This window comes from Flavobacterium celericrescens (assembly GCF_011392075.1).
In the GTDB taxonomy this organism is placed as follows: domain Bacteria; phylum Bacteroidota; class Bacteroidia; order Flavobacteriales; family Flavobacteriaceae; genus Flavobacterium; species Flavobacterium celericrescens.
Map to the genome: position 1 here is coordinate 246328 of NZ_JAAJBV010000002.1, position 25549 is coordinate 271876.

Here is a 25549-nt window from a genome sequence, read left to right on the forward strand (position 1 = left end):
TTATATTTTGTTTAAAATTTTTAAATATTTGAATAATTCATCTGTAAATTCATTGTAGTTTTCTACTAAAGAATTAATTATAAAGTGATTAACTCTTTTATCAATAGTAGTAAAACCAACCTTGAACTTCGCTTTTGATTTTTGAGAAATTAAAAGTAAGGAAAACTTATTTACATCATAATAATTAATCAACAAATCAAAAGGTGTTTCAATAAAAGTTACGGCTTCTGGATTTGAAATTTCTCCAGAAATTGAGATATTTTTTAATGAAACTGACGGGTAATCAAACGCTTCTTTCTTTTTGATTTTATCTTTATAAATCAAGACAGAAATTGCTTCTTTTTTAAATCCTTTCGCTTCAATTGCAGCTATTAATGCTTCTTTTTCACCAAAATAAGTTTCATCAACTAACAACCCTATTGTATTTATCTTTTCGTTAGAAGAAAATGAATTTTCTTTTAATAACTTTTTAGTTACAATTTTTTTTAGAAAAAAGTTCTTTATAATCGTATAAAACATAGTATTTTTACCTCTCGGACAAAATTATAAATTAAGTCTTTTATTATGATGGTAAATGTAAAAAAGAATACAATATCTTTTCGCTATTTTGTTATATTATTAACATTTAGTTTCTTATTTTCTTGTAAAACTAAAGAATATTATAATTATAAGATAGAAGGAAAAAAAATTGGTATAACTAATGAAAAAGGAGAGAACACTCAAATTGAAAACTATGTTGCTCCATATAGAGAACATATAAAGAAAGATTTAGATAGTGTTTTAGCATTTTCACCTGAAACTTTAGACAAAAGCAAAGGTAAATGGCAAACTACAATTGGGAATTTATTAGCGCAAGTGGTTTTTGAACTTGGCAATCCTATTTTTGAAAAAAGAGAAAGCAAAACGATTGACATTTGCCTATTGAATCATGGCGGAATTCGTTCTATAATTCCAAAAGGAGATGTTACAACCCGAACAGCTTATGAAGTGATGCCGTTTGAAAATGCGTTAATTATTGTTGGTTTAAAAGGAAGTAAAATCAAAGAACTAGCTACATATATTTTAACAGAAAGAAAACCACATCCTTTGTATGGAATCAAAATTTTTGCTGATAAAAACGCATTAACTGTAAAAAACATTGAAATTAATGGAAAAGCAGTTGAAGACGATAAAATATATTATGTTGCAACTTCTGACTATTTAGCAAATGGCGGTGATAACATGACTTTTTTTAAAGAAAGCACACTAAAATTTGATATGGATTATAAGTTACGAAATATGCTTATCGATTATTTCAAAAAGATGGATACACTTCCTGTGATTACTGATGAAAAAATTATTTTAGAATAAAACTTAAACAATTATGAAAAGAAGAGATTTTATCCAAAAAACAGCAGCTAGTTCTGCTTTGTTAGGATTAGCAAATATAGGTTTAAGTAGTTTTTCTACAATTGAAACAAAAAAAATTACTATTCTACATACTAATGACGTACATAGTCATATTGACCCATTTCCGGCAGATCATCCTAAGAATGCCAACATGGGAGGAGCTGCAAGAAGGGCAGCTTTAATTGAAAGTATAAGAAAAGAAGAATCTAATGTATTATTATTAGATGCTGGAGATATTTTTCAAGGAACACCTTACTTTAATTATTATGGTGGAGAACTTGAATTCAAATTAATGAGCATGATGCAATATGATTTAGCTACAATGGGAAATCATGATTTTGATAATGGAATTGATGGATTTTATGCACAATTACCTCATGCAAAATTTGAATTTGTTTCCGCGAATTATGATTTTAAAAATACCATCTTAAAGGATATTGTGAAGCCTTACAAAATTTTTGAAAAAGACGGAATTAAAATCGGAATTTTTGGATTAGGTGTTGAACTTGATGGTTTAGTTGATAAGAAATTATATAAAGAAACCGTTTATAATAACCCTATTGAAGTGGCACAAGACATGTCTAGAATCTTAAAACATGACAAGAAGTGTGATTTAGTTATTTGTCTTTCACATTTAGGTTTTTCATACAAAAATGAGCCCTACAAAGTGTCAGATTTAGAGTTAGCAAAAAAAACAAAAGATATTGATTTAATAATTGGCGGTCACACACACACTTTTTTAGACAAACCAGTCGTTGAAAAAAACAGTGATAATAAAGATGTTGTTATTAATCAAGTAGGTTGTTATGGAATAAATTTAGGCAGAATCGATTTTTATTTATCAAACGATAAAGTGTATCACAATCAAACAAAAAACATTATAGTGTAATACTTTGTTCTCTATGCAAAAGATATCTTAACAAAAAATAATAAATAGGAACATCAACCAAACAACTAAGGAATATTAATGTGTTATTATGCAAATAATAGTTATTCAATACTTCAAAAGTGTCTGATAAGAAAAGACATAAAAGCATAAATAACAAAAATCTAGAAGCTTTTGATTTGGCTTTAATTGCATTGTAGATACTAACAATTAAAACTGTTAAAAACATAACTACATACAACAATACAACTACCGTTTCTTTAAAAGGAATGTCGTAAATAAAATTAACAATTTTATAAACAACAACACTTGATGAAATTACTAATAAAAAATATGGGTAATTTCGTTCAATTATCGGAATCCTTTTAAACAATCTAGAATCAGAAACAACGTAATAAAAAAGAATTGAAATAGCGATAAAATACAAGTATGTTGAAAAAACATATAAACTTCTGTCTTCAAGCAAGATTAAATTATCTGCAAAATAAATCACCAAGTATAGCAACATATTAAAAAAATAATTTTTCTTTTTTGTCAAAAAGAAATGAGCAAATGCAATGGACGGAACAATAAGTGGTTTAAAATACAATGCTAAATCAACATCATTAAATATTTTATATATAATTATATATATGATATTAACAACAAAATACAAACCAATTGCGGCGTTTGCTAGTTTTTTGGAACTACTCTCCGATAGATATACTTCCTTTTCCATACATTAAAAATTTTGTCCTGTAAATAAAATAGCCTACATAAAAAAAGTATGACAATTGCTGAGTAATAATATTAATCAACTTCAAAGCAATTTCATCTTTCATTCTTAGTGTAAATACAAAAAATAAATCAGAAACTATGAAGGTTGTTACTGCTAAAACCATGTATAAAACAGTTCTATTATTAAAGTTAAACTGAATTAAAAAAGTCAATATTCCCATCACAAATAATTGAATTCCATACATAATATATATACTAAACTCTAATTGTGATGATTCGTTTATAAATGATAAAACATTATATAAAAGATAGAATAATAATAAAAGTACAATATAAAACGAAACATTACTAATATTATATTTCTTTTTTTTAGAATAGAATAAAAAATCCTGTCCAATAAAATAAATAATTATAAAATAAGGTATTCCGAAAAAAATTAATCCTGAAATCAAAAAATCTTCTCGGCTAATTAAATGTAATATTTCACCAATAAAAAAAGACAAAATAGATATTGTAAACAAAAAGTTAGCCTTTCCTTTTACAGAAATATAATAAAAATAATAAATCGACGGAATAATTATAGGCTTACAAAAGAGCTCCAAATTATCACTACCTATCATTACCGCTATCACATAAAATATAACAGCAGCAAAGTATAAAAGTAACGCCGAATTTATTTTAACCATCTATCATATTTTTAAAATCTGTTTCTGAAATTATGGCAATTTTTAATTGATTTGCTTTTTCCAACTTTGATGGTCCCATATTATCTCCTGCAATTACAAAATCTGTTTTTGAAGAAATTGAACTTCCAACTTTACCACCATTATCTTCAATAGCTTTTTTAAGCTCATCTCTGGAATAAATTTCAAAAACACCAGAAACTACAAAGGTTTTTCCTTTCAATTTTTCAGAAAGCAAAGCCTCATCCGCTCCAGATTCTAATTGAACACCAAATTGCTTTAATCTGTCAATGATAGTTATATTTTCTTGATTTTCAAAAAATTGAACCACACTTTGCGCAATTTTATCTCCAATCTCATCAACTAAAATCAAATCCATAATACTTGCTTGTGCAATTGCATCTATTGATTTGTAATGTTTAGCTAGTTTTTTCGCAACTGTTTCACCCACATATCGAATTCCTAAGGCATACAAAACACGTTCAAAAGGAATGGTTTTCGATTTTTCAATTCCGTTAATTAAATTTTCAGCTGATTTTTCTGCCATTCTTTCTAACGGAATGATTTGCTCCTTTTTCAATTCGTACAAATCGGCATAATTGGTAACCAAACCTGCATTAAACAACAAAGCAACTGTTTCTCCACCTAAACCATCAATATCCATGGCTTTTCGGGTAATAAAATGCTGAATTCTTCCAATAATCTGAGGTGGACAACCATAGAAATTTGGGCAAAAATGATTGGCTTCGCCTTCGCTTCTGACTAATTCCGTTTGGCATTCTGGACAGTGCGTGATGTATTTTGTTGGTTCTTCTTGATTTCCTCTTTTGGCAACCGCAATAATTTTCGGAATAATTTCGCCACCTTTTTCTACAAAAACTTCATCACCAATTCGAATATCTAATTTTTCAATTTGGTCAGCATTGTGTAACGAAGCGCGTTTTACAATTGTTCCAGCTAATTGTACTGGTTCTAAATTCGCAACTGGCGTAATCGCACCTGTACGTCCAACTTGATACGAAATCGAGTTTAATTTCGTAGTTACTTGTTCGGCTTTAAACTTATACGCCATCGCCCAACGAGGTGACTTTGCTGTATAGCCTAATTCCTCTTGATGTTGTAAATTATTGACTTTAATTACTACTCCATCAGTCTCATAAGGCAAATCATGACGGTGTTTGTCCCAATAGTTGATGTATTCAAAAACTTCGTTTAGATTTTTAGCTAATTTGGATTGTATTGGCACTTTAAATCCCCAATCTCTGGCTTTTTGCAAGCCATCAAATTGGGTTGTAAATGGTAAATTATTTCCAATTACGAAGTACAACAAACAATCTAATGGTCTCTTAGCTACTTCGGCACTATCTTGTAATTTTAAGCTTCCTGAAGCAGTATTTCTTGGGTTCGAATAGGGAGTTTCACCTATTTCAATTAACTCTTGATTCATTTTTTCAAAACCAGCAAACGGAAGGATGATTTCGCCTCGAATGTCAAATTTTTCAGGAAAATCTCCTTTTAAATGAATTGGAACTGCTTTTATAGTTTTGATATTATTGGTTACATCATCGCCTTGAAAACCATCTCCACGAGTTACTGCACGCACTAAACGACCATTTTCATAACTAATACTAATTGATGCACCATCGTATTTTAATTCACACGTATATTCTAACGGAACATCACCCAAAACTTTCTGAATTCGGACTTCCCAATCTTGTAAATCTTCGATTGAATACGAATTATCTAAGGAATACATACGATATTCATGCTTCACCGTTTCGAAGTTCTTTGTAATCATTCCTCCTACTCTTTGTGTAGGTGAATTTTCATCGAAAAACTCAGGATGTTGTGCTTCTAAATCTTGTAATTGTTTTAGTTTTTGATCAAATTCAAAGTCAGAAATTGTAGGTTTATCCAATACATAATAGTTGTAATTATGCTGATTTAATTCGTCTCTTAAATTTTTAATAGTATCTAAAACGCTCATATTTTACTGATTGATTAAGCTGTCTAATTTGGTAAATAATTCTCCTTTACTGATGATTCCACCTTGTTTGATGATTTCAAACAACGATTCATTTCTGTTTTCTGACAAATCTTTCTTTCCTCTTGTGATTTCTACATCATCGGAAAACAAATTTTCAGATAACCAATGAATTCCATCGGCAGAAACAAAGTCAATTTGCGGATTATTAGTTTTTATTACGAAAGAAAAAACCGCATTTTGCACACATTTAAAAAGAAAAATGTAGTTTTTAGAAAAATGATCAATGTGCGTTACATTCGTCAGTGCTTTTTCCCAAATCATATCAGAGAAAATATCGATTTCTTGTTCAGCAATTTGTGGTTTATTTTGTTTGATTTCATCCCATTCTTTTTTATCTATCGATTGTGTCGCTAAAAAAGTAATAAATTCGGGATGCAATTCTTCTAATTGCTCTTTAGTTAATCTTGCGTACTTCATGTAGTAATTTTATAAAGTAAAGATAAAAAAAAAGCCCCGATAAAATCGGAGCTAATTTATATTTTAAGAAAAATTATGCTTTTTCACCTACGATTTCGTATGGTAATTCAACGATAACATCTCTGTGTAATCTTACGCTTGCAGTATATTTACCTACACGTTTTACTACTCCACTTGTGATGAATTTTCTATCAATTGAATGACCGTTAGCTTCTAATGCCTCAACAATGTTAGCGTTAGTAACTGAACCAAACAATTTATCACCACCTGCTTTAGCAGTAATTTTAATTTCTAAAGCTTTTAAAGCTTCAGCTAAAGATTTTGCATCTGCAACGATTTTAGCTTCTTTGTGCGCTTTTTGCTTTAAGTTTTCAGCTAAAACTTTTTTAGCAGAAGGTGTAGCTAAAATAGCAAAACCTTGAGGAATTAAAAAGTTACGACCGTATCCGTTTTTCACAGTTACTACATCATCTTTAAATCCTAAATTTTGAACGTCTTGTTTTAAGATAAGTTCCATGTTGTTGTCCTTTTAATTAGAAGTTAGCTCACCTACGGCGAAGCAACAACTATTTGTTAAATATTATTTTAATAAATCGGCCACGTATGGCATTAAAGCTAAGTGACGAGCTCTTTTAACAGCTACAGAAACTTTTCTTTGGTATTTTAATGAAGTACCTGTTAAACGTCTTGGTAAAATTTTACCTTGCTCATTAACAAATTTCAATAAAAAGTCTGCGTCTTTATAATCGATATATTTGATACCTGATTTTTTGAAACGACAGTATTTTTTAGTTTTGTTTGTATCTATGTTTAAAGGCGTAAGATATCTGATATCTCCGTCTTTTTTTCCTTTTGCAGATTGCTCTAATGTAGACATGATTAGTTTGTTTTAGATTTTAATTTTGCTCTTCTTCTTTCTGCCCAAGAAATTGCATGTTTGTCTAAAGACACAGTTAAGAAACGCATAACACGCTCGTCACGACGGAATTCAGTTTCAAATGCAATAATGATTTCAGCTGGCGCTTTGAATTCGAATAAGTGATAAAATCCACTTTTCTTGTGTTGAATTTCGTAAGCTAATTTTTTTAAGCCCCAATCTTCTTTTGATACCATCTCAGACCCTTTAGAAGTAAGAAAATCTTCAAACTTGCTTACTGTTTCCTTTACCTGTTGCTCAGATAAAACGGGATTCAAGATGAAAACAGTTTCATAATGATTCATAATCTTTATATTTATTGTTATAAAATTGGGTGCAAAAATAGTAATTTTATTCTAATTATCAAGTATCAATTGAATTTTTTATTTTGACCTAGCTTTAACATAAAAAATGTTTATCTAATCTTCAATTATTCTTGTATTCAAAAATAATTTTCTAAACATAAATAAAACCATAAAAAAAGTAATCGCATTAGCAATAACATACGCTTGCATAATTCCTTTCACATGAAGTGAATCAAATAGAAAAAAACTTACTATTAAAAATAATACATTATAGATTACCTCTACCAAAACATATTTTATAACCATTGCTTTTACTAAAATTTGAAAACCAAATGCTAATGTCATAATACGAAATAAATCGCCCAAAAGTTGCCAAATTAACAATTCGCTCACCGGTTTAAATTCTGAAGTTAATGCAATTGAAATCATGACATCCTTTAGTAAAAAAACCAATAAAAGAACACCCGCAAAAACAGGAACCAATATTTTAAAATAATATTTTAATTCTGCCTTGAATTCAATATCTGTCTGCAATGCAGATAATTTTGGCAAATAATACAATGATAATCCTGCGCTAAAAAACATCATATAAAAACCTGAAATTCTTGTAATTGCTTCCCAAATTCCGGCATTATATAAATTTGAATGATCTATAATATAATTACGAACCAGAATTGCTGTAACAGGAATTACAATTGCACTAACTAAAGCCATAGCAATAAATTTAGAAATGGTGTATAAATAGCTAGACTGGAATTTTAAAGAGAAAATAAAACGCTCTCGGACAAAAATAATGGTTACAACAAAACTTATAAAATCAGCAATGGCAATAGCAAAAAAAGCACCATTTAAATTTTGATTGTAGATTAAATAAAAAGAACTGACAAACAAAAAAATATTGGTTACGATTTGAATTCCGACTATTTTTTTGAATTCTTGATTAGCATTAAAAAGGGTAACAAGTAATGTTTGTAAAACAAAAAAAGGTAACAATACAGCAAAGTATCGCAAATAAGTCGCAAATAATGTTTCTTTAAAAAGATATAAACTAAAATCTTCTGCAAAAAATAAAATTAAAAAAGCTAAAAAAAAGGAAAGCAATAAAAAGAAAACTAAAAATGATGAAGTAACATTATTTTTTTCTTCCTTGCTCTCAGAATTTTCTAAAAATAATTTAATCAATCCTTCTTTTAAACCTAGAATACTTATCGATTTGAAAAGGCTAGTAAAATTTCTAAAATTCCCAGTCAATGCCATTCCATTAGGTCCTAAAAACTCAGAAATAATTCGCACAGAGAAAATCCCCAATACAAATTGAACCAACACACTAAATGCGTTTAGTGATAAAACTTTAAGTAGTTTATGTCGTTCGAAAAAACTCAAATTAAATTTCTTTAACAATTTTTGCAGGATTTCCAACAGCAATTACGTTAGCTGGAATGTTTTTAGTTACAATAGATCCACTACCAATAACTGAATTCTCTCCAATTGTAACTCCTTTCAAAATAGTAACATTGTCTCCAATAAAAACATTATTTTCTATTATAATTTCTCCTGATTTTGGAATTCCGAATTGTCGCATATCTATAGCTAAATCATGACCATCATTATCCAAAATTGCACAATTAATTCCTATTAAAACATTATCACAAATTGTAATCTTCGTAAGTGCTTCAATAGAACAATTATTATTTATTGTTACATTATTTCCGATTAAAATTTCGCTTTCTAAATTTCTTGCTTCAAAATAAGAATAATGAGAATAATATTTTGGTGAATTAACAACTCCTATCTGTACATTTTCACCAAAAGAAATTTTTCCCTTACCATTCAAAAGCAACGGATGGTATAATTTGGGTTGTCCCAAAACTTGTTGACAGCTTGACAAACCCTTGTATTTTAAAATACGAAGGTTTACAAAAGCAAATTGTTTCAGTTGATACAAAATTCCCATTTAATAATTATTTAAAATTGAAATAATATGTTTTATCTCTTCTTCACTCAAAGTTGAATTCAGTGGAATACTCAACACTTCATCATGAATTTTCTCGGTAATTGGAAATGATAAATGATTCCAATTATACAACGCTTTTTGTTTGTGTGGTGGAATTGGATAGTGTATCATGGTTTCAACACCATTCTCTTTTAAATAATTTTGCAATTCTGATCGGTTTGATGTGCGAATTATAAACAAATGAAACACATGATTTTCTAATCCGTCCCAAAAAGGCAAAACTATTTTATCATTTTTAATTTCCGAAAGATAGCGTTTTGCAATTTGCTTTCTTGTTTGATTTTCTTTATTTAGATAAGGTAATTTTACATTTAAAAAAGTGGCTTGTAATTCATCTAAACGCGAATTTACACCTAAAAAATCGTTTTGATATTTTACTTTAGAACCATAATTTCGAAGCGAATATAAAACCGTCGCTAGTTCATCATCATTAGTTGTTATAGCACCTGCATCACCCAAAGCTCCTAAATTTTTCCCCGGATAAAAGCTAAAAGCCGCAGCGTGACTTAAATTTCCTGCTCTTGCTTCTTCCAACTTCCAACTTCCAGCTTCCAACTTACTACCATGTGCTTGGGCGGCATCTTCAACTACCAGCAAATTATATCTTTGAGCAATTGCATTTATTTGATTCATTTCGCACAATTGACCATATAAATGTACAGGTAAAATGGCTTTTGTTTTTGATGTAATTTTTGCTTCAATTTCTTCAGAATTAATATTGTAAGTATCTAATTTTGGCTCTACTAAAACCGGAACTAAATCAGCCTGTAAAATGGCTAAAATACTAGCAATATATGTATTTGCAGGAACAATAACTTCATCTCCTTTTTGCATTTTTCCTAATTGGATATAAGCTTTAAAAATTAAAACTAAAGCATCTAAACCGTTTCCTACACCTATACAATATTTTGCTCCGCAATAACTTGCAAAATTAACTTCAAATGTTTTAACTTCATTTCCTAAAATATACCAACCTCCTTCAAGAAATTGTTTCATTTTCTCTTGAAGCATCATTTCGAATGGTTCGTTTATTTTTTTTAAATTGAGAAATGGAATCATATCAATACATTTTCTATAAGTGAATAATTCTTCGTTTCTATTTCATAAAAATTTTGTACCATTGTTCTTGAACCAAAGCTTTCTTTCCAAAATAAAATTCCCTCTTTTATTTTTCTTCCATTTTCTTCATTTGATGGCCCAAAATCAAAATAAGATTTATGTTTAAACTCATTAACCAAAAAATCATATAAAAAATCTAAACTTCCCAGTTCATTTTTATCTGAGTTTCCAGAAATATATTGCGGTTTAGCAACTTTATCATAAACAAAAATAGTAGTTCCTGCAACAATTTCATCTTCTTTATAGACATTAAATTGCCTAATATTTTTTGGAAACTTTGATTTTAAAAAAGTTATTTCTTCTAATGTATGTACAGGTTTAGCATTGTGTTTTTGTTCTAAATTAGGAATTAAAATTTCATTCCAAAATACTTTAAAATCTGTTTCTTCTTTAATCACCAAATTGTTTTTAATTCCCCTATTTATAGCTTGCTTTCTATCTTTTGAAAAACTATAATCTGTTTTCAAATCCAAAACAGATAAACTATCTCTTCTAACTAATTTCGCATTCAAAATAAAGCTCAAATATTCCATTTCTTCGGAAGGAAATTGGGCATAAATCGAAGGCAATTGTTTCAGATTTAGGGTTGAAACTTTATTCTCGTTTAAAAAACGCAATATATTATACGTTATTTCAAGCACATCTTGTAATTTTGATTTTTGATTTAGAATCAATCCTCCATAGGTTAATCCTTGATGTGAATAAATAGTATCTCCTACTTTATTTGCAGGCAAAATGGCTTTAAGATTTTCTTTTTCGTCAAAAATTAACAATGAAAAATCTTGAAATCTATCGCTATGATATTCAATAAAATCCCTGTGAAATAAAAAAGTAGCATTTTTAGCAGTTGCTACAAATTCATTCCAAAGTGAATAACTTGTTGATTGATATTTTTTAACGACGTAATTCTTCAAAACTTATTTTAATTGCGGAAAATTACTAATTTTTTAGTTGACAAAGTTTCAATATTCTATTTTTTAAAAAAAATATAGTAAATTGGAACCAAAATTTCTCAAAAACAATACGTTGAAAAGAATTATTGGCTTTATTTTTTTGTTTCAATTACTGCTTCCTTCATTTGTAAAAGGTCAGGATATCTCTTTATTTAACCAACTTAATGGCAGATATGATTTCACTTTTATAGGAAATACTTTAAATCCTGATGAAAATGTATTTCAATATCCCACTTTTTTATACACACAATCTTCTGCTACCCTAAATTTACAAAGTAATGACAATGTTATAGCTGCATATTTGTATTGGGCAGGAAGTGGTAGTGGAGACCTAGATGTAAAACTTAACGGAGTAGATATGACTCCTGATATTTTAAGTAATGTGGTTGGCACATCAAGTAATCTTACCTATTTTAGTGCTTTTAAAAACATTACAAATTTTGTTCAAACTACTGGAAATGGCACATACACGCTTTCTGATTTTGACTTAAATAGCTTAGTAACTACATATTACAATAATGCAACACAATTTGCAGGTTGGGCAATCTTGGTTGTTTATGAAAACCCAAGTTTGACACTGAACCAAATCAATATTTATCAAGGTTTAGAAGCACTTTCACCAAATTACCCAACTATTGACTCTAAAACTATCAGCTTAAATAATTTATATTTGATTAGTAATACTGGTGCTAAAATTGGTTTCATTGCATGGGAAGGAGATCGATTCATTCAACAAAGTGAGCAACTTAGTTTTACTTCAAATGGAAATACTAACATTCTAAGTAATAGCATAAATCCTAGCAACAATGCGTTTAATGGTACAAATACCGAAACAAACTCAATAGTTTTGTACAACATGGATTTAGACGTTTACTCTATAGAGAACTATATTGTACCAGGAACTACTGCTGCAACTGTATCTTTACAATCAGCTCAAGATTATGTGATGTTGAATACTATTGTAACAAAACTCAACAGTCAATTACCCGATGCTACTGTTGTAACTAGTAACCCAATAACCAATTGTAATTCGAGAGAAGTTACTATCGATTTTACGGTTTCAAATACCAATAGTACTGAAATTTTACAATCAAACACACCTATTACTTTTTATGCAGACGGACAAGCTGTTGGCACAACTTTTACACAAAACAGCATTCCAATTGGTGGTAGCGAAAATGGGGTTTTTACAGTAACTATCCCAAGTTCGGTTCCTTTAATTTTCAACTTATTAGCTGTCGTGGACGATGCTGGAAACGGCATTGGAATTGTAACCGAACTGAACGAAACCAATAATACTTTCCAACTACCTATTGAACTAATTGTATCTCCTGAAGTCAATTCTCTAGAAAATTTAATTTCATGCAATTTGGGTTTAACCCGAGGTCATTTTGATTTTTCAAGCTATGAAAACATTGTAAAAACCAACCCTACTCATGTAGTAACATTCCATGAAAATTATAGTGATGCCAATACTGGAATAAATCCAATTTTTAATTCAAATAATTATGAAGCACTTACAACTCCAAAAGAAATATTTATTCGAATAGAAAATGAATTTTGCTACACCATAACTTCTTTTCAACTGCTTACAGAAAACTGTCCTCCGACGATTTACAATGCCGTTTCTCCAAATAATGATTACTCAAACGACACTTTTTATATTGAAGGATTACGCGATATTTTTGTAAATTTTAAACTAGAAATTTACAATCGATGGGGAAAACATTTATGGACAGGAGACAACAGTAAACCCGATTGGAATGGCTATGTAGCAGATGGAATTGGTGAAAAAATAGCTCCTTCTGGAACATACTTTTATATCTTGTATCTTAATGATGTTAATTATCCAGAACCTTTAACTGGTTATTTATATATCAACAGATAATTACATGTTTTGTGTGTAATAATTATAATCCTTTAAAAGAGTTCTGATAAAATCACTATCTGTGCCCGATTGATTTTTTATTCCAGTTACGTTCACAATTTTTTCTCTCAATTTCACAATAGTTACATAATCTCTCTGTATTATTGCTGCTTCAAACGTTTCTTTTACAATCCGAACATCATTATCTGAAAGCTTTATCACTAAAGGATATGTAGGCACATAATCAGCATTAATATCTTGAATAATAGTGTGATTAATATTAATATTATTTTTCAATGTAATTATTGCCGTTCCAGCTGCCATATCTCCCAAGCGTTGGTTTTTCTTACTCGAAATTATGGCAATTAATGCAATTACTCCATATCCAATAGAAACCTCAACCAATCTAAACAACCATCTGATTAAATAATCGCCAAAACCAGCTTGATAGCCATCTAATTTAATCACTTTTAATTTCATGATTTTCTTTCCAATTGTTTGTCCTTCCCAAAGACTTTCTTGCACTATTGAATAAAACATAACTGGTAATCCAATAATAGAAATTATGGCAATGATTGACCATTGATCTAAATTTTGAAATAAATTCTCTAATCCAAAAATTTGTACTACAAAAAAAACAAACACACCATAAGCTATTTTAACCAGTAAATCAAGTAGTTGCGCCAAAATTCTATCCCCAACCGAAGCCGCAATAAAATTAATATTTACATTTTGTGTCGTATTTATTGATAATTGTGTCATATTTTATATTTTAGCAATTCATGAGAGAAGTTGCATTCATTAAACAAAATAAAGAAAAATGGCTTGAATTTGAACAAGCTATTTTTGGTAAAGCTAAAAAAAATCCAGATGACTTGGCGCATCTGTATATACATTTGGTTAATGATTTGTCATACGCACAAACGTATTATCCAAAAAGTAAAACCGTTATTTATCTAAATCATTTAGCTGCACAAACCTATCAAAAAATTTATAAAACTAAAAGGACTGAGACAAATAGATTGTTTTATTTTTTCAGAACTGAAGTGCCTCTTTTAGTTTATGAATATCGCAGGTATATTTTATACGCATTCATTCTTTTTGGATTATTAACGGCAATCGGTGTTGTTTCCGCCCATAATGATGAAAACTTTGTTCGACTCATACTTGGCGACCAGTATGTAAACATGACACTAGAAAATATTGAGGATGGAAATCCTGTTGCGGTATATAAATCAGGGAGTAATTGGGGTAGTTTTATTGGCATTACCTTAAATAATTTGCGTGTTGGAGCGCTCTCTTATTTCTTTGGCATCTTTTTAGGAATTGGAACTTTTTATATTTTGATGCAAAATTCTATAATGCTTGGTTCATTTCAATATTTCTTTTACCAACGTGGTGTTTTTTGGGAAAGTGTTCGTGGCATTTGGATTCATGGATCAATGGAAATTTTTGCAATTGTAATTGAAGCCGGTGCAGGATTTATTCTAGGAGCCAGTATTTTATTCCCAAAAACATTCTCTAGAATGAACTCTTTTAAAATTGGATTCAAAAATAGTTTTAAAATATTTTTAAGCACTATGCCATTCACATTTGCGGCTGGTTTTTTAGAAGGATATATAACTCGATACTCAATGGAAATGCCTACTTTTTTAAGTATTGGAATAATCTTAGTTACACTATCGCTAATAAGTTTTTATTACTTAGTTTACCCATTTATTGTTCATAATAAAATTAAAAATAATGTTCCAACTATATAAAAAAAGAGACTTTAGTGCACTTGTTGGTGATACTTTTAATTTGTTTAAGTTAGAAGGAAAAAATTATTTCAAAAATTACTTCATCATCAATGGTGGTCTTCTGTTATTGCTTGTAGTAATTCTTTATTTTTTCATGAAAATTTTCCTTGATGGAGCATTTACAGCAGCAAGAACAAATAATGACGAAGCTTTTCTAAATACAATTTTATCAGATTTACCGCTATTTATTGGATTTGGTTTTGGAATGATTTTATTAATTATTTTAGCTTCACTTATTAATTACATTTATCCTGTTGCTTATCTGAAATTAATAGAAGAAAATCAAGACCGAAACACACAAAATCTTATACAATACATCAAAAGTAAAATTGGGAAAACCATACTTTTCTACATTTTATCAATTTTTGTAGCCATACCGATTCTTTTCATAATAATGGCATTGACTTTTTTATTAGTTTTTGTTATCATTGGTATTCCGTTATTGTTTATACTTATTCCTGCATATACAAGTTGGATTTCATTATCCTACTACCATTATATTTCTACAGATGCTGGCTATTTTGAAGCCTTAATTAAAGGATATGAATTATTAAGAAGTAAATTTTGGCCAGTAATAGGATCAAACTTTGTAATGCAAACCATTGTACAAATTACATTAGGAATTCTAATCATGGTTCCTTATTTTATTGGAATAGCTTCCATTTTGGTTAACCCTGAAGGTATGGAACAAAACCCAGAAAAAGCTTTTTCTTTTGTAACTATTATGTTAACCGTAATCATGATTATTTCAATTCTATTCAATTATACATTGCAAAATATAATCTTAATCAATCAAGGTATAATTTATTATAGTATTAGAGAAGAACAAGAAAATATTAGTGTAATTAGTAGTATCGATTCAATAGGAACAAATGAAGAATAAATTATTTTTTTATTCCATCCTTTTCTTGGGAAGCTGTTTTGCTTTTGCCCAAAGTACGCTTGATTCAATACCTTATCAATCAAGAAAATTTAGTAATTTAAAAGAAAAATACAACGATGAAGAATTTAATTATGAAGAAAAAATAACTTCAGTTGATTCTTCGGCTTGGGAACGTTTCTGGCGAGCTGTTGGCAACTTTTTTGAGCGTTTATTTAGTTTTGGTAGCTCAGAAAAAACACTGAGCGGACTTGAAATTTTAATGAAAATTTTGGCTATTTTAGTGATTCTTTTTGTGGTATATATGATTGTAAAAATCATTATAAACAAAGAAGGTGGATGGATTTTTAGTAAATCTGCAAAGAAAATCACTGTTTCTGAACACGAAGAAGAGAACATTCATACTTTAGATTTTAAAACCATAATTACAAATTCAATATCTTCTAAAAATTATCGATTAGCTGTTCGCTATTATTATTTATGGCTATTAAAATCGCTTACAGATAAAGGAAAAATTGAATGGGATATTGAAAAAACCAACGGAGATTATCTTAACGAAATTAAAGATGAAACTTTAAAAAAAGAGTTTCAATTTCTATCCTATGTATATGAATACAGCTGGTATGGAGAATTTGAAATAGACAATATTGATTTTTCAAAAATTGAAGCATCTTTTTTAAAACTAATAGCCAAATAATACAATGCCAAGAAGCTTAAAAATATATATTTTCCTTTTAGTTCTCATTTTGGTGGGAATCATCTTTGCTGATGCCAACAAAAAGAAGCCTATCGATTGGCGACCAAGTTATTCATTAAGAGAAAAAATTCCCTTTGGACTTTATGTTTTTGATAATGAAAGTAAAAACATTTTTAATCCACAAAAAATTACCAAATTTGGAGAAACACCTTATGAGTTTTTTGATAAAAATTATAACATTGAAGACTCCATTTATGATATTTCGGGGACATTTTTACACATTGACAATACGTTTAGCATAGATGATATTTCTGTAGATGAACTATTATATTTTGTAAGCCATGGCAATAATGCCTTTTTAAGCAATACCCAATTTCCGGAAAAATTAGCAGATTCATTACATTTCGAAATAATGCAAAGTGCTACTTTTATGGATTCTGTTCAGTTTAAAATAGCACACAATCCAAAAGCAGATGACTTTTATTTTAATAAAGAAGTAAATGATGTTTATTTTTCAAAAATTGATTCAACTCACACAACTGTTTTGGGAACTCAAATAGATGCACAAGGAAAAAGTCATGCAAATTTCATTAGAATCCCTTATAGAAATGGTGCTTTTTATTTGCATTTACAGCCTGTTGCGTTTACTAATTATTATTTATTAAAAGATAATGCAAAATACACTCAAGATGTTTTGGGCTACATTTCACCTAAAGATAAAATTTATTGGTATGTAAATCAATATGAAAATCAAAACTTAGCTGATTCGCCTTTGAGCTACATCTTAAGCCAACCTGCTTTACGATGGGCTTGGTATTTAGGATTAATCAGTATAATAATCTTCATGATTTTTAATGCTAAAAGAAGACAACGCGTTATTCCAATTAAAGAACCATTGAAAAATACTACCATAGATTTTACAAAAACCATAGGAAACTTATACTATCAAGAAAAAGATCATCAAAATATTGCCGAAAAGAAAATCGTTTTCTTACTCGAAAAAATTAGAAATGAATATTATATTGATACTTTTAATTTGGATGAAACATTTATCAATAGACTGCATCAAAAAACAGGAAAAGATAAAATAGCTATTGAAAATGTGGTAAGGATGATTAAAAAAATCAGAAATCAATCACAAACAACTGAAAAAGAATTAATTACTTTTAACGAACTACTAGAAAAAATCAATTTATAATGGAAAATAATTTTGAAACTAATAATGAACAAAACGAAAATGTAAATTTTGAAGCACGTATCAATTTACAACCGTTACAAGAAAATGTTCAAAAAGTAAAAGCAGAAATTGCTAAAGTAATTGTGGGTCAAAATAAAATGATTGATCAACTTTTGGTAGCAGTTTTATCAAACGGTCACGTTTTATTAGAAGGAGTTCCTGGTGTGGCAAAAACCATCAGTGCGAAACTTTTAGCAAAAACTTTGTCTTTAGATTTTAGTCGCATTCAATTCACTCCTGATTTAATGCCTTCAGACATTATTGGTACATCTGTTTTTGATTTATCAAAATCTACATTTGAGTTTAAAAAAGGTCCAATATTTTCCAATTTTGTATTAATTGACGAAATCAATCGTGCTCCGGCAAAAACGCAAGCTGCTCTTTTTGAAGTTATGGAAGAACGCCAAATTACTGCTGATGGTACAACTTATGTTTTGGACCGACCATTTTTAGTAATCGCAACTCAAAATCCAATCGAACAAGAAGGAACTTATCGTTTACCTGAAGCGCAATTAGACCGTTTTTTGTTTAAAATCAACATCGATTATCCAAACTTAGCTGAAGAAATTCATATCATTCAAAAAGAAAATGAATTACAAAGTCGTGATAAAATGAGCGCTATTGCAACCATTATCTCGCAAAGTCATATCCTTGATTTTCAAGAATTGGTAAAACAAATTCTAATTGAGCAAAATTTAATTGAATACATCGCAAAAATTGTTTTAAACACACGTGAAAATGCCTTTTTATATCTAGGAGCATCTCCAAGAGCCTCAATTGCAATTTTAAATGCAGCCAAAGGTTTTGCAGCCTTGAGAGGAAGAGATTTTGTAACACCTGATGACATTAAAGACGCGGCAATTCCTGTTTTACAACACAGAGTTGTAGTCACTCCAGAACGCGAAATGGAAGGAATTACAAGTACCGAAATCATCAAACAAATTGTAGATTCAGTAGAAATTCCAAGATAATTAATTACAATATAATTTCAACCAATGGTTCAATTTTTTAAGCAACTTTATCTCAATAACTTCCTTTTTTATTGTCTGATAGGAATCATTTTGCTATTTACTATAGCTTACTTTTTCCCTATGTTTTACAATGCAGCTTGGTATTTATTGTACATATTAATTGCTTTTTCTGTTATTGACATTTTATTACTTTTTGCATCCAACAAAAAAGTAATTGGTATAAGAAACATGGCAGAAAAACTGTCCAATGGAGATGAAAACGAAATTAGAATAGCATTAAACAATCAATACACATTTCCAGTTTATTTAAAAATTATTGACGAAATTCCTTTTCAATTTCAAAAACGAAATTTTGAAGTAAAAAGAAGAATAAAAGCACAGGAAAAAGACGATTACAAATACTTTTTAAGGCCTACTGAACGAGGCGAATATTCTTTTGGAAACCTGAATATTTATGTAGCTTCTCCCCTACGTTTAATCAGTCGTAGATTTACCTTTGATAATAATCAGATGGTACCAACATATCCATCCTACATGCAATTAAGAAAGTATGATTTGATGGCATTTTCTAATAATTTATTTCAATATGGATTAAAAAAGATTAGAAGAATTGGGCACACCATGGAATTTGAACAAATCAAAGAATATGTACAAGGAGACGACTTGAGAACTATCAATTGGAAAGCAACTGCAAAGAAAAACCAATTAATGGTAAATCAATTCCAAGATGAAAAATCGCAAAATGTATATATGATTATTGATAAAGGGCGTGTAATGAAAATGCCTTTTAATGGATTAAGTTTATTAGATTATGCCATAAACGCTACTTTAGTATTGTCAAACGTAATTCTTAAAAAACAAGACAAAGCAGGAATGTTTGCTTTCTCTAAAAAAGTAGAAAATCGTGTGGTTGCAGAAAAACGACAAAGTCAAATGCAACAAATCATGGAAAACTTATACAATATAAAAACAGATTTCTTTGAAAGTGATTTTAGCCGTTTGTATGTAGATGTAAAAAAGCATATTAATCAACGTAGCTTAATAATGCTTTACACAAATTTTGAAACTTTAGACGGATTATACAGACAATTACCCTATTTGAAAGGAATTGCAAAAAATCATTTACTTGTAGTAGTCTTTTTTAACAATACAGAACTAGATGAGCTTATACACCAAAAAGCAAGCAACGTTCAAGAAATTTATGATAAAGTAATTGCTGAAAAATTTGCTTTCGAAAAACGATTAATTGTTAACGAACTAAGAAAATATGGCATCTATTCGGTTTTAACACAACCTGAACATTTGACTTTAGATACCATAAATAAATATCTTGAAATTAAAGCAAGAGGAATTCTATAATTACAACAATTGTTAAATTCCAATTCTATTTATTTTATACTGAGATAATTTTTATCTTTAGCCTTTACTAAACAAAAAAACATGAGATACTTATCTTTACTGTTAGTATTCTTGCTTTCCTTTTCAGTGAATGCCCAAGAGTATTTTCCTAAAAATGATGGTGTAAAACAAAGTTTCAAAAACTATTTTGCACTAACCAATGCAACTATTTATGTTTCGGCTACTCAAAAAATAGAGAAAGCTACATTACTCATCAAAGAAAACAAAATTGTTGATGTAGGAACTATAATAGTTATACCAAAAGAAGCTACTATTATTGATGCAACCGGAAAAACAATTTATCCATCATTCATTGAATTGTATAGCGAATTTGGCATCAATAAACCTACAGCTAGGCCAAATGGTAACTTTACACCACAATACGACACTAATCGTGAAGGCTATTATTGGAACGATCACATCAAACCTGAATATAATGCTTATGAAAACTTAAGTTACGACGAAAAAGCTGCCGAAAATTTAAGAGAAGTTGGTTTTGGTTCAATATTAAGTCATCATAATGATGGTGTAATCGCTGGAACTGGCCTTTTTTGGACCTTAAATGATAAAGCTACAAATGCTGATAGAATTATAAAAGAGAAAGTTTCTCAGCATTTTACGTTTAGTAGAAGTAAATTCACAAAACAAAGCTATCCATCTTCAATGATGGGAAGTATGGCTTTAATTCGTCAAGTTTTTCATGATGCAAAATGGTATGCACAAGGAAATACTGCTAATAAAGATTTATCATTAGAAGCATTTAACGCGAATAAATCTTTATTACAAATCTTCAACGCTGGGGATAAATTAAATGCATTAAGAGCAGATAAATTAGGCGATGAATTCGGAGTAAAATACGTAATCAAAGGAAGCGGGAACGAATTTGAACGCATCGACGAAATCAAAAAAACAGGTGCAACTTATATAATTCCTTTGAATTTTCCTGATGCTTATGATGTTTCTGACCCCTATTTAGCACAACAAGTAAGCTTGAGTGATTTGAAATTTTGGAATCAAGCGCCTTTTAATTTGAAAATATTAGCAGAAAACAATGTTTCTTTCATCATAACGTCTGCTGATTTAAAAGATACAAAATCATTTCTTTCTAATTTAAGAAAAGCTGTTTTGTATGGTCTACCAAAAGACAAAGCATTACAAGCTTTAACCGAAAATCCAGCGAAATTGGTCAATCAATTTGATAAAGTAGGATCTATTTCTAAGGGAAAATTAGCTAATTTTATTATTGTTTCAGGAGATTTATTTGACGAAAAAAATACTATTCTTGAAAACTGGGTTCAAGGTAACAGAAATATCATTGATAAAATAAATCCAACAGATATCAAAGGAACTTATGATTTAAGTTTTGAAAATCAGAAATTTGAATTAAAAATTGAAGGTGAAAATTCAAAATTTGAAGCTAAAATTAGTAGAGATAGTATCAATTATGGAACAAAAATTCAGTTTAATGATCCTTGGGTTAATTTAGTTATCAAAAACCAAGATACTACAAAGGCAAATTTTGTGAGACTTTCTGGGACTTTTATAAAAGGTCAAATACAAGGAAAAGCAGTTTTAGAAAATGGAAACGAAACCACTTGGACTGCCATTAAAAAAGAAATTGTAAATACTGAAGAGAAAAAAGAAGCCAAAAAAGAAGAACTAAAAGTTCCTTCAATGTATGCAGTTACTTATCCAAATATTGCCTTTGGAACTAAGGAAAAACCAAAACAAGAAACAATTTTATTCAAAAACACAACCGTTTGGACTGGAGAAAAAGAAGGAATCTTAAAAGAAACAGATGTTTTAATTCAAAATGGAAAAATTGCCAAAATTGGTAAAAACTTACCTGCTTCAGGAGCAAAAGTAGTCGATGGAACTGGAAAGCATTTAACTGCTGGAATCATTGATGAACATTCACACATTGCTATTTCAAATGGTGTAAACGAAGGAGGACAAAATTCTTCGGCAGAAGTAACTATAGAAGATGTTGTTAATTCAGATGATATTAATATTTATAGAAATTTAGCAGGTGGTGTTACTTCGGCTAACTTGTTACATGGTTCTGCTAATCCCATAGGAGGCCGTGCAGCATTCATTAAACTAAAATGGGGCTATTCACCAGATGAAATGTTAGTAAAAGATGCACCAAAGTATATCAAATTCGCTTTAGGTGAAAATGTAAAACAATCGAATTGGGGTGATAATGCTCGTAATCGTTTTCCTCAATCGCGTATGGGTGTGGAACAAGTTTATGAAGATTATTTCACTAGAGCAATCGAATATAAAAATGAATGGGATGCTTACAAATCAGGTAAAAATAAAAAAATGCCAAGATTTGATATCGAAATGGAAATTTTAGGCGAAATTTTAGCTAAAAAACGTTTTATCACTTGTCACTCATATGTGCAATCGGAAATCAATATGTTGATGAAATTAGCAGAACGTTATGGATTCAAAATTCAAACCTTTACACACATTTTAGAAGGTTATAAAGTAGCTGATAAAATGAGTGCACATGGTGTAGCGGGTTCTACATTTGCTGATTGGTGGGCATATAAATTTGAAGTAAATGATGCTATTCCATATAATGCAGCCATTATGCAAAGCCAAGGCGTTAGCGTTTCAATTAATTCTGATGATGCAGAAATGTCACGTCGCTTGAATCAAGAAGCTGCAAAAACTGTAAAATATGGAAATGTAACTGAAGAACAAGCTTGGAATTTTGTAACCTTAAATCCTGCAAAAATTCTTCAAATAGATAACAAAGTAGGAAGTATTAAAATTGGTAAAGATGCTGATGTTGTACTTTGGTCTGAAAGTCCACTTTCAATCTATACAAAAGCTGAAAAAACAATAATAGACGGAATTATTTTCTATGATTTAGAAAAAGAAAATCAAACTTTAAGTCAAATTCAAAAAGAAAGAGCCGACTTAATTAATGCAATGCTTGACGCAAAAAACAAAGGAATGAAAACACAAGCTCCAAAGAAAAAAGAAACAGGTCATTACCATTGTGATACATTAGGCGAATATTGTAAAGAGTCTCACTACAAATACAACTAGTTATGAAAAAATATATAGTTCTTTTATTTATTTCTTTGTTAGGATTTGCCCAACAAACGCCTGCTCCAAAGCAAAATAAATCGATTTTAATCATTGGAGCCAAAGCACATTTAGGTAATGGAGAAGTTATTGAAAATAGTTTAATTTCTATTATCGATGGAAAAATAGCAACTATCGGAGATGCAACTTTAATGAAACCTGCCAAACATGATATTATCATTGAAGCTGCTGGAAAACATGTGTATCCTGGCTTTATTGCACCAAACTCAACGTTAGGATTGGTTGAAATTGATGCAGTAAGAGCTTCCGATGATGAAAGTGAAATCGGTGAATTCAATCCTCATGTAAGAAGTATTATTGCCTATAATACCGAATCTGTAGTTACTGAAACCACAAGACCAAATGGCGTTTTATTAGCTCAAATTACACCAAGAGGAGGAAGAATTTCTGGTACTTCATCAATTGTTCAGTTGGATGCTTGGAATTGGGAAGATGCCATCATCAAAGAAAATGATGGAATTCATCTAAACTGGCCAAGAAGCTATTCAAGAACTGGCTGGTGGGCAGAACCAGGAGGAATTGAAGCTAATAAAAATTATGAGCCACAAATAAAAACAATACAAGACTATTTTGATAATGCTTTTGCTTATTTAAATACAAAAAACAGCAAAAAAGATATCCCTTTTGAAGCAATGAAAGGTATACAAAATGGAGAAAAAAAATTATACATTCACGTAAATGGGGAAAAAGAAATCATTGATGCGGTATTGTTTAAAAAGAAAAACAATATAAAAAACATGGTCATTGTAGGCGGATATTATGCTTTTAAAGTTGCAACTTTATTAAAAGAAAACAATGTTGCTGTTTTATTAAAACGAGTACACGATTTGCCATTGTTAGAAGATGAAGATGTAAATTTACCATATAAAAATGCAAAATTATTAGTTGATGCAGGTGTTTTAGTAGGATTAGAAAACGCTGGCGATATGGAACGTATGCAAACCAGAAATCTTCCATTTTATGCTGGAACTTGTGCCGCTTGGGGACTTTCAAAAGAACAAGCTTTACAATTAATAACAGAAAATACGGCTAAAATTTTAGGGATTGACAACCAATACGGAACTTTGGAATCAGGTAAAAGTGCCACTTTATTCATTTCTGAAGGAGATCCTTTGGAAATGAAAACAAATGTCATTTCATTCGCTTTTATTGATGGAAGACAAATTAGCCTACAAAGTCACCACACTGAATTGTATGAACGTTACAAAGGAAAATTCGAACAACAAAAAAAATAAGACCAAAAGCCTTTCATTTACTGAAAGGCTTTTTTGTATTTTTGCACTATAATTTCTATTTCATGAAACAAATCACCTCGGTTCAAAATCCTTTTATTAAATCGTTAGTTCAATTGCAAGAAAAAGCAAAAGTTCGTAAACAAACGGGCACTTTTTTAATTGAAGGAAAACGCGAAATTGAATTAGCACTAAAAGGTGGTTATGAATTAGAAACGATTTTATTTTTACCAGAAATCATTTCGGAAAAACAATTAAACGATTTAACAACGAAACCGTTAAACATAATTGAAATTTCTAAGGAAGTCTATCAAAAGTTAGCCTATCGTGATACAACCGAAGGCGTTTTGGCCATTGCTAGAACAAAATCATTAGCCCTATCCGATTTAAAACTTTCAAAAAATCCATTAATTCTAATTGGAGAATCTTTGGAAAAACCCGGAAACGTTGGCGCTATTTTAAGAACCGCTGATGCCGCTAATATTGATGCTGTGATTATCGCCAATCCAAAAAGCGATTTATACAATCCCAACATCGTTCGCTCAAGCGTTGGATGCTTGTTTACCCGACAAATTGCCGTTGGAACTACGGAAGAAGTTATTGCGTATTTAAAAGCGAATAATATCAATATTTACTCAGCTACTTTACAAGATTCTACGGAATACCATACGCAAAATTACACTACACCTACTGCTTTAGTTGTTGGAACAGAAGCTACCGGTTTGTCTGAAAAATGGCGAACAGAAAGCACAAAAAATATTATCATTCCAATGCAAGGCGAAATCGATTCAATGAATGTTTCTGTTGCAGCAGCTATTTTGTTATTCGAAGCCAAAAGACAACGCGGATTTTAGTCTTTTTTCTTTTCTCTTTTTTCTATTTTCTAGATTTGCACAATT

At 29.8% G+C, this 25549-nt stretch carries 25 protein-coding genes; 12 read left to right on the forward strand and 13 right to left on the reverse strand.

The window, feature by feature from the left end; all coding sequences use genetic code 11:
- On the reverse strand, positions 1 to 519 hold the full coding sequence (locus G4L40_RS03840; protein WP_166235838.1) for a DUF6913 domain-containing protein: 519 nt from the start codon (positions 517 to 519) through the stop codon (positions 1 to 3).
- 45 nt (positions 520 to 564) lie between these two features.
- On the opposite strand from G4L40_RS03840, the gene G4L40_RS03845 reads away from it, so the two are divergent.
- Together G4L40_RS03845 and G4L40_RS03850 are read left to right on the forward strand one after the other, a co-directional pair.
- A complete protein-coding gene (locus tag G4L40_RS03845; protein ID WP_317163931.1) occupies positions 565 to 1350 on the forward strand; it encodes a 5'-nucleotidase in 786 nt (261 codons plus the stop codon).
- A 13-nt stretch (positions 1351 to 1363) separates the two neighbouring features.
- Entirely contained in the window at positions 1364 to 2278 is a 915-nt protein-coding gene (locus G4L40_RS03850; protein WP_166235839.1) for a bifunctional metallophosphatase/5'-nucleotidase, read from the forward strand.
- Here G4L40_RS03850 and G4L40_RS03855 read toward each other — a convergent pair.
- From G4L40_RS03855 to G4L40_RS03905, 11 genes are all read right to left on the reverse strand, one after another.
- Positions 2268 to 2993 (reverse strand): hypothetical protein, encoded by a 726-nt coding sequence (locus G4L40_RS03855; protein ID WP_166235840.1) that lies wholly within the window; start codon positions 2991 to 2993, stop codon positions 2268 to 2270. The genes G4L40_RS03850 and G4L40_RS03855 overlap by 11 nt on opposite strands.
- On the reverse strand, positions 2962 to 3678 hold the full coding sequence (locus G4L40_RS03860; RefSeq protein WP_166235841.1) for a hypothetical protein: 717 nt from the start codon (positions 3676 to 3678) through the stop codon (positions 2962 to 2964). The genes G4L40_RS03855 and G4L40_RS03860 overlap by 32 nt, the downstream gene beginning before the upstream one ends.
- A complete protein-coding gene (ligA, locus tag G4L40_RS03865) occupies positions 3671 to 5662 on the reverse strand; it encodes an NAD-dependent DNA ligase LigA (RefSeq protein WP_166235842.1) in 1992 nt (663 codons plus the stop codon). The genes G4L40_RS03860 and ligA overlap by 8 nt, the downstream gene beginning before the upstream one ends.
- 3 nt (positions 5663 to 5665) lie before the next feature.
- Positions 5666 to 6139 (reverse strand): DUF6495 family protein, encoded by a 474-nt coding sequence (locus tag G4L40_RS03870; RefSeq protein WP_166235843.1) that lies wholly within the window; start codon positions 6137 to 6139, stop codon positions 5666 to 5668.
- A 73-nt stretch (positions 6140 to 6212) separates the two neighbouring features.
- Positions 6213 to 6656 carry a 50S ribosomal protein L9 gene (gene rplI / locus G4L40_RS03875; protein ID WP_166235844.1) on the reverse strand — a complete coding sequence of 148 codons (444 nt, stop codon included), beginning with the start codon at positions 6654 to 6656 and terminating at the stop codon, positions 6213 to 6215.
- Positions 6657 to 6719: 63 nt separating this feature from the next.
- Positions 6720 to 7016 (reverse strand): 30S ribosomal protein S18, encoded by a 297-nt coding sequence (rpsR, locus tag G4L40_RS03880; RefSeq protein ID WP_008253655.1) that lies wholly within the window; start codon positions 7014 to 7016, stop codon positions 6720 to 6722.
- Positions 7017 to 7018: 2 nt separating this feature from the next.
- Positions 7019 to 7360 (reverse strand): 30S ribosomal protein S6, encoded by a 342-nt coding sequence (gene rpsF, locus G4L40_RS03885; RefSeq protein ID WP_166235845.1) that lies wholly within the window; start codon positions 7358 to 7360, stop codon positions 7019 to 7021.
- Positions 7361 to 7474: 114 nt separating this feature from the next.
- Positions 7475 to 8743, reverse strand: coding sequence for an O-antigen translocase (locus G4L40_RS03890; protein ID WP_166235846.1), 1269 nt, complete (start codon positions 8741 to 8743; stop codon positions 7475 to 7477).
- A gap of 1 nt (position 8744) precedes the next feature.
- On the reverse strand, positions 8745 to 9314 hold the full coding sequence (locus tag G4L40_RS13005) for an acyltransferase (protein ID WP_166235847.1): 570 nt from the start codon (positions 9312 to 9314) through the stop codon (positions 8745 to 8747).
- Positions 9315 to 10433, reverse strand: a complete 1119-nt coding sequence (locus G4L40_RS03900) for a DegT/DnrJ/EryC1/StrS family aminotransferase (RefSeq protein WP_166235848.1) — start codon at positions 10431 to 10433, stop codon at positions 9315 to 9317. It lies immediately after the preceding gene.
- Positions 10430 to 11407: a GNAT family N-acetyltransferase gene (locus G4L40_RS03905; RefSeq protein ID WP_166235849.1), complete on the reverse strand. Its 978-nt coding sequence runs from the start codon at positions 11405 to 11407 to the stop codon at positions 10430 to 10432. The genes G4L40_RS03900 and G4L40_RS03905 overlap by 4 nt, the downstream gene beginning before the upstream one ends.
- 112 nt (positions 11408 to 11519) lie before the next feature.
- Between G4L40_RS03905 and G4L40_RS03910 the strand changes: the two genes are divergently transcribed.
- Complete coding sequence (locus G4L40_RS03910) at positions 11520 to 13334, forward strand: T9SS type B sorting domain-containing protein (protein WP_235922581.1); 1815 nt, start codon at positions 11520 to 11522, stop codon at positions 13332 to 13334.
- On the opposite strand, the gene G4L40_RS03915 is transcribed toward G4L40_RS03910, so the two are convergent.
- A complete protein-coding gene (locus tag G4L40_RS03915; RefSeq protein ID WP_166235850.1) occupies positions 13335 to 14075 on the reverse strand; it encodes an RDD family protein in 741 nt (246 codons plus the stop codon). It lies immediately after the preceding gene.
- A 20-nt stretch (positions 14076 to 14095) separates the two neighbouring features.
- Here G4L40_RS03915 and G4L40_RS03920 point away from each other — a divergent pair, with 20 nt between their 5' ends.
- From G4L40_RS03920 to G4L40_RS03960, 9 genes are all read left to right on the forward strand, one after another.
- Positions 14096 to 15073 (forward strand): stage II sporulation protein M, encoded by a 978-nt coding sequence (locus tag G4L40_RS03920; protein WP_166235851.1) that lies wholly within the window; start codon positions 14096 to 14098, stop codon positions 15071 to 15073.
- Positions 15057 to 15995: a hypothetical protein gene (locus G4L40_RS03925; RefSeq protein WP_166235852.1), complete on the forward strand. Its 939-nt coding sequence runs from the start codon at positions 15057 to 15059 to the stop codon at positions 15993 to 15995. Before G4L40_RS03920 ends, G4L40_RS03925 begins: the two co-directional genes overlap by 17 nt.
- Positions 15985 to 16689, forward strand: coding sequence for a DUF4129 domain-containing protein (locus G4L40_RS03930; protein ID WP_166235853.1), 705 nt, complete (start codon positions 15985 to 15987; stop codon positions 16687 to 16689). The genes G4L40_RS03925 and G4L40_RS03930 overlap by 11 nt, the downstream gene beginning before the upstream one ends.
- Positions 16690 to 16741: 52 nt before the next feature.
- Complete coding sequence (locus tag G4L40_RS03935) at positions 16742 to 17887, forward strand: DUF4350 domain-containing protein (protein WP_317163932.1); 1146 nt, start codon at positions 16742 to 16744, stop codon at positions 17885 to 17887.
- On the forward strand, positions 17887 to 18897 hold the full coding sequence (locus tag G4L40_RS03940) for an AAA family ATPase (protein WP_166235855.1): 1011 nt from the start codon (positions 17887 to 17889) through the stop codon (positions 18895 to 18897). The genes G4L40_RS03935 and G4L40_RS03940 overlap by 1 nt, the downstream gene beginning before the upstream one ends.
- Positions 18898 to 18921: 24 nt before the next feature.
- Positions 18922 to 20256: a DUF58 domain-containing protein gene (locus tag G4L40_RS03945; protein ID WP_166235856.1), complete on the forward strand. Its 1335-nt coding sequence runs from the start codon at positions 18922 to 18924 to the stop codon at positions 20254 to 20256.
- A gap of 81 nt (positions 20257 to 20337) precedes the next feature.
- Positions 20338 to 23358, forward strand: coding sequence for an amidohydrolase family protein (locus tag G4L40_RS03950; RefSeq protein WP_166235857.1), 3021 nt, complete (start codon positions 20338 to 20340; stop codon positions 23356 to 23358).
- Between the two features lie 2 nt (positions 23359 to 23360).
- Positions 23361 to 24653 carry an amidohydrolase family protein gene (locus G4L40_RS03955; RefSeq protein ID WP_166235858.1) on the forward strand — a complete coding sequence of 431 codons (1293 nt, stop codon included), beginning with the start codon at positions 23361 to 23363 and terminating at the stop codon, positions 24651 to 24653.
- Between the two features lie 62 nt (positions 24654 to 24715).
- On the forward strand, positions 24716 to 25504 hold the full coding sequence (locus tag G4L40_RS03960) for a TrmH family RNA methyltransferase (RefSeq protein WP_166235859.1): 789 nt from the start codon (positions 24716 to 24718) through the stop codon (positions 25502 to 25504).
- Positions 25505 to 25549: the final 45 nt, after the last annotated feature.

Excerpts from the sequence above, each read along its gene's own strand:
- G4L40_RS03840 (WP_166235838.1), bottom strand. The coding sequence starts at position 519 with ATGTTTTATACGATTATAAAGAACTTTTTTCTAAAAAAAATTGTAACT.
- G4L40_RS03845 (WP_317163931.1), top strand. The coding sequence starts at position 565 with ATGATGGTAAATGTAAAAAAGAATACAATATCTTTTCGCTATTTTGTT.
- G4L40_RS03850 (WP_166235839.1), top strand. The coding sequence starts at position 1,364 with ATGAAAAGAAGAGATTTTATCCAAAAAACAGCAGCTAGTTCTGCTTTG.
- G4L40_RS03855 (WP_166235840.1), bottom strand. The coding sequence starts at position 2,993 with ATGGAAAAGGAAGTATATCTATCGGAGAGTAGTTCCAAAAAACTAGCA.
- G4L40_RS03860 (WP_166235841.1), bottom strand. The coding sequence starts at position 3,678 with ATGGTTAAAATAAATTCGGCGTTACTTTTATACTTTGCTGCTGTTATA.
- ligA (WP_166235842.1), bottom strand. The coding sequence starts at position 5,662 with ATGAGCGTTTTAGATACTATTAAAAATTTAAGAGACGAATTAAATCAG.
- G4L40_RS03870 (WP_166235843.1), bottom strand. The coding sequence starts at position 6,139 with ATGAAGTACGCAAGATTAACTAAAGAGCAATTAGAAGAATTGCATCCC.
- rplI (WP_166235844.1), bottom strand. The coding sequence starts at position 6,656 with ATGGAACTTATCTTAAAACAAGACGTTCAAAATTTAGGATTTAAAGAT.
- rpsR (WP_008253655.1), bottom strand. The coding sequence starts at position 7,016 with ATGTCTACATTAGAGCAATCTGCAAAAGGAAAAAAAGACGGAGATATC.
- rpsF (WP_166235845.1), bottom strand. The coding sequence starts at position 7,360 with ATGAATCATTATGAAACTGTTTTCATCTTGAATCCCGTTTTATCTGAG.
- G4L40_RS13005 (WP_166235847.1), bottom strand. The coding sequence starts at position 9,314 with ATGGGAATTTTGTATCAACTGAAACAATTTGCTTTTGTAAACCTTCGT.
- G4L40_RS03900 (WP_166235848.1), bottom strand. The coding sequence starts at position 10,433 with ATGATTCCATTTCTCAATTTAAAAAAAATAAACGAACCATTCGAAATG.
- G4L40_RS03915 (WP_166235850.1), bottom strand. The coding sequence starts at position 14,075 with ATGACACAATTATCAATAAATACGACACAAAATGTAAATATTAATTTT.
- G4L40_RS03920 (WP_166235851.1), top strand. The coding sequence starts at position 14,096 with ATGAGAGAAGTTGCATTCATTAAACAAAATAAAGAAAAATGGCTTGAA.
- G4L40_RS03925 (WP_166235852.1), top strand. The coding sequence starts at position 15,057 with ATGTTCCAACTATATAAAAAAAGAGACTTTAGTGCACTTGTTGGTGAT.
- G4L40_RS03930 (WP_166235853.1), top strand. The coding sequence starts at position 15,985 with ATGAAGAATAAATTATTTTTTTATTCCATCCTTTTCTTGGGAAGCTGT.
- G4L40_RS03940 (WP_166235855.1), top strand. The coding sequence starts at position 17,887 with ATGGAAAATAATTTTGAAACTAATAATGAACAAAACGAAAATGTAAAT.
- G4L40_RS03945 (WP_166235856.1), top strand. The coding sequence starts at position 18,922 with ATGGTTCAATTTTTTAAGCAACTTTATCTCAATAACTTCCTTTTTTAT.
- G4L40_RS03950 (WP_166235857.1), top strand. The coding sequence starts at position 20,338 with ATGAGATACTTATCTTTACTGTTAGTATTCTTGCTTTCCTTTTCAGTG.
- G4L40_RS03955 (WP_166235858.1), top strand. The coding sequence starts at position 23,361 with ATGAAAAAATATATAGTTCTTTTATTTATTTCTTTGTTAGGATTTGCC.
- G4L40_RS03960 (WP_166235859.1), top strand. The coding sequence starts at position 24,716 with ATGAAACAAATCACCTCGGTTCAAAATCCTTTTATTAAATCGTTAGTT.